3 protein-coding genes and 1 pseudogene are annotated in these 3,953 nt (G+C 71.6%); all 4 read left to right on the top strand.

Annotated features, from left to right (window positions below):
- Positions 1–14: 14 nt before the first annotated feature.
- Positions 15–281: pseudogene (locus ACWEKM_RS46025) on the top strand (serine/threonine protein kinase); the annotation flags it as partial.
- Positions 282–409: 128 nt separating this feature from the next.
- A complete protein-coding gene (locus ACWEKM_RS46020) occupies positions 410–1,642 on the top strand; it encodes a serine/threonine-protein kinase (RefSeq protein ID WP_451627283.1) in 1,233 nt (410 codons plus the stop codon).
- A gap of 207 nt (positions 1,643–1,849) precedes the next feature.
- A complete protein-coding gene (gene prfB, locus ACWEKM_RS46015) occupies positions 1,850–2,956 on the top strand; it encodes a peptide chain release factor 2 (RefSeq protein WP_451627282.1) in 1,107 nt (368 codons plus the stop codon).
- Positions 2,957–3,257: 301 nt separating this feature from the next.
- On the top strand, positions 3,258–3,893 hold the full coding sequence (locus ACWEKM_RS46010) for a hypothetical protein (RefSeq protein ID WP_451627281.1): 636 nt from the start codon (positions 3,258–3,260) through the stop codon (positions 3,891–3,893).
- Positions 3,894–3,953 lie beyond the last annotated feature (60 nt).

Genomic DNA, 3,953 nt, shown 5'->3' with positions numbered 1-3,953 from the left:
CTCGATGATGTCCCCCGCGGCGGCCTGCGCCCGAGCCGCGGCAGCCCCGGCAGCCGCGGCAGCGCAGCGCCAACCCGATGAAGATCCCCGGGCTCGGCTGCCTCAAGGGCTGTCTGTTCACGATCGTCATCCTGTTCGTGGCGGGCTGGCTGGTGTGGGAGCTGAGCCCGCTCCAGGACTGGATCGGGACCGGCAAGAGCTACTGGGGACAGCTCAGCGACTGGTTCAGCACCGTGACCGGCTGGGTCAAGGACCTGGGCGGCGGTTCCAGTGGCAACTAGGGCTCGGTCGTAACTGGGGCTCGGTCTGGGGATTTGTCGACACCTGGCGGGTGATTTCGGCCTCCGCGGTGAAGGTTGGCCTCTCGGACGCGTAGTTTTGACGGCAACACGCGTCTGTAGGAGCAGTCTTGGCACGGAAGATCGGCAGCCGGTACACCGCGAACCAGATCCTGGGGCGGGGCAGCGCCGGCACGGTGTGGCTGGGCGAGGGACCGGACGGGCCCGTCGCCATCAAGCTGCTGCGCGAGGACCTCGCGTCCGACCAGGAACTCGTCGGACGCTTCGTGCAGGAGCGCACGGCACTGCTCGGCCTCGAACACCCGAACGTCGTCTCGGTGCGCGACCTCGTCGTCGACGGCAACGACCTGGCCCTCGTCATGGACCTCATCCGCGGCACCGACCTGCGCACCCGCCTGGAGCGGGAGCGGCGGCTCGCCCCCGTGGCCGCGGTGGCCGTGGTCGCGGACGTCGCGGAGGGACTGGCGGCGGCGCATGCGGCCGGAGTGGTGCACCGGGACGTCAAGCCCGAGAACGTGCTGCTGGACATGCAGGGGCCGCTCGGCCCCGGCGGCTCGCACCCCGCGCTGCTGACCGACTTCGGCGTCGCGAAGCTGATCGACTCCCCGAAGCGGACCCGCGCCACGAAGATCATCGGGACCCCGGACTATCTGGCGCCGGAGATCGTGGAGGGCCTGCCGCCGCGGGCGGCCGTCGACATCTACGCCCTCGCGACGGTGCTCTACGAGCTGCTGGCCGGGTTCACGCCGTTCGGCGGCGGCCACTCGGGGGCGGTGCTGCGCCGGCATGTGACCGAGACGGTCGCGCCGCTGCCGGGCATCCCGGACGAGCTGTGGCAGTTGATCGTGCAGTGCCTGGCGAAGGCGCCGGCCTCGCGGCTACGGGCCTCCGAGCTGGCGGCGCGACTGCGGGAGCAGCTGCCCCAGCTGGCCGGGATGCCGCCGCTGGACGTGGACGAGCCGGACGGGGAACCGGCGCCGGAGGCCGCGGAGCCCTCGGCGGCGCAGCCGGCGCCCGGCGCGCGGGCGCGCAGGCGGGGCTCGGTGTCGCTGGTCCCCGGCGCCCAGCCGGACTCCAACCGGGACACCCACACCTCGATGCGGGTGCCGGGGCCCGACGAGTTGGCGGGCGGCGCGCGGGGCACGGCGCGGGTGCCCCGGGCCGCGGGTGCCCCGCGCCCCGGATCGGCCCGGCACCGGGCGGCGGCCCGGCGACGGCGGGTGACGCTCGGGGTGGCGGGCGCGCTACTCGCGGCGGCCGTCGGCGCCGGTATCTGGCTGGCGACCTCGGGCGACGACGCGGGCGCCACCCCGCAGAACACGCACACATCCACAACACCGTGACATTCCCCACCCGCCGGTCCCCACCCGCCGGTCCGCACTCGCCGGTCCGCGACGGCGTTCGGTGGTCGGTCCGCGGAAGAGTCCGGCGGTCGGTCCGCGACGAGGCCCGGCGGCCGGTCGTTCCGGGCGGGTGTCCGGTGGGGTGCCCGGCCGCCCGGAGGGTGCCGGACGGCCGAGGTCGGTTGCCGCAGCCGTTAGGCTGGAGGCGTGGCAGTCGTCGATGTATCCGAAGAGCTCAAATCCCTCTCCTCGACCATGGAGTCGATCGAGGCCGTTCTGGACCTCGACAGGATGAGGGCAGACATCGCCGTGCTCGAGGAGCAGGCGGCGGCGCCGTCCCTGTGGGACAACCCGGACGAGGCGCAGAAGATCACCAGCAAGCTCTCCCACCTCCAGGCCGAGGTCAGGAAGGCGGAGGCGCTGCGCGGCCGGATCGACGACCTCGGTGTGCTCTTCGAGCTGGCCGAGGCCGAGGACGACCCCGACACCCGCGCCGAGGCCGAGGCCGAGCTGGCCGACGTCCGCAAGGCGCTGGCCGAGATGGAGGTCCGTACGCTGCTCAGCGGGGAGTACGACGCGCGCCAGGCGCTCGTCAACATCCGCGCCGAGGCCGGTGGCGTCGACGCGGCCGACTTCGCCGAGAAGCTGCAACGCATGTATCTGCGCTGGGCCGAGCAGCACGGGTACAAGACCGAGGTCTACGAGACCTCGTACGCCGAAGAGGCCGGCATCAAGTCGACCACCTTCGCCGTGCAGGTGCCGTACGCCTACGGCACCCTCTCCGTGGAGCAGGGCACGCACCGGCTGGTGCGCATCTCGCCCTTCGACAACCAGGGACGCCGCCAGACCTCCTTCGCCGGTGTCGAGGTCCTGCCCGTCGTCGAGCAGTCCGACCACGTCGAGATCGACGAGTCCGAGCTGCGTATCGACGTCTACCGGTCCTCCGGCCCCGGCGGCCAGGGCGTCAACACCACCGACTCCGCGGTCCGCATCACCCATATCCCCACCGGCATCGTGGTCTCCTGCCAGAACGAGCGGTCGCAGATCCAGAACAAGGCCACCGCGATGAACGTCCTCCAGGCCAAGCTGCTGGAGCGGCGCCGGCAGGAGGAGCAGGCCAAGATGGACGCCCTCAAGGGCGACGGCGGCAACTCCTGGGGCAACCAGATGCGTTCGTACGTGGTGCACCCGTACCAGATGGTCAAGGACCTGCGCACGGAGTTCGAGGTCGGCAACCCGGAGGCCGTGTTCAACGGCGAGATCGACGGCTTCCTGGAGGCCGGGATTCGCTGGCGCAAGCAGCAGGAGAAGTAACCAAGTCGACATGACAACTGCCGCCTTCGGGGCGGCGGTTGTCGTTTGTCTGGGTTTTACATCACACTCACAGGCGCCAACTCCCCGTAAATGACCTGACGATGGACATTGCGCGCGCAACGGCCTTGACGATCCCTTGGAAAATGGGAAGGGTGAAGCGTGCCATGCGTATCTTTGGGGCGCATGTGAACCGGGGGGCGTGAAGGACTTGAAGGACACGGACTTCACCGGCTACCCCCGTCGATCACGGTCGGCCCCATGCGCCGCATCTTGACCATCAGCTACTGGGGGTAGCAACCACATGACCAAGAAGACGCGGATCCGGATCGCGCGGATCGCGGCCGGTGCCGTGATCGCGGCCGGCGCCTCGCTGACGGCGGCCGGCGCCGCCTCCGCAGCCGAGTCGGACTGCCTGCTCGGCGTCCTGTGCTCGGCGGAGTCGCCGAGCCCGGAGCCCAGCGACACCGGCATCCCGACCGACCCGGCGTCGCCGCCGGTGACCTCGAACCCCACGGAGCCCACGGGCGTCCCGACGGAGCCGACGGAGGAGCCCACCGAGCCCACGGAGGAGCCCACCGAGCCGACCGAGGAGCCCACCTCGGACCCGACCCACGGCAACGGCAATGGCAACGGCCATGGGAACGGAAACGGCAACGGGAACGGCAACGGGAACGGCAACAACACCGACCCCAACGGCGGTTCCGGCACCTCGGCCCAGGAGGGCGGCTCCTCCGCCCTGACCGGCACCGGCTCGGACACCCCGGCCCCCACCCCGGCCGCCGGCGCCAAGGCCCAGGGCAGTGGCGACCAGCTCGCCGAGACGGGTGCCGGGCAGACCGCGTTCCTGATCGCGGGCGCCGCCACCATGATCGCCGGTGGCATCGGCTTCCGCGTCCTGCCGCGCCTCGCGGGCGGCCGGGGCGACGCCGCCGCCTGAGCCTGACGGTACGTGGCCGCACTCGTACGGTCCGTATGTGCGCTGCATGACGAAGGGCCC

This window comes from Streptomyces sp. NPDC004752 (assembly GCF_053601275.1).
Note: the sequence above shows the minus strand (reverse complement) of the source record. Positions and strands in the feature narration are given on the sequence as shown.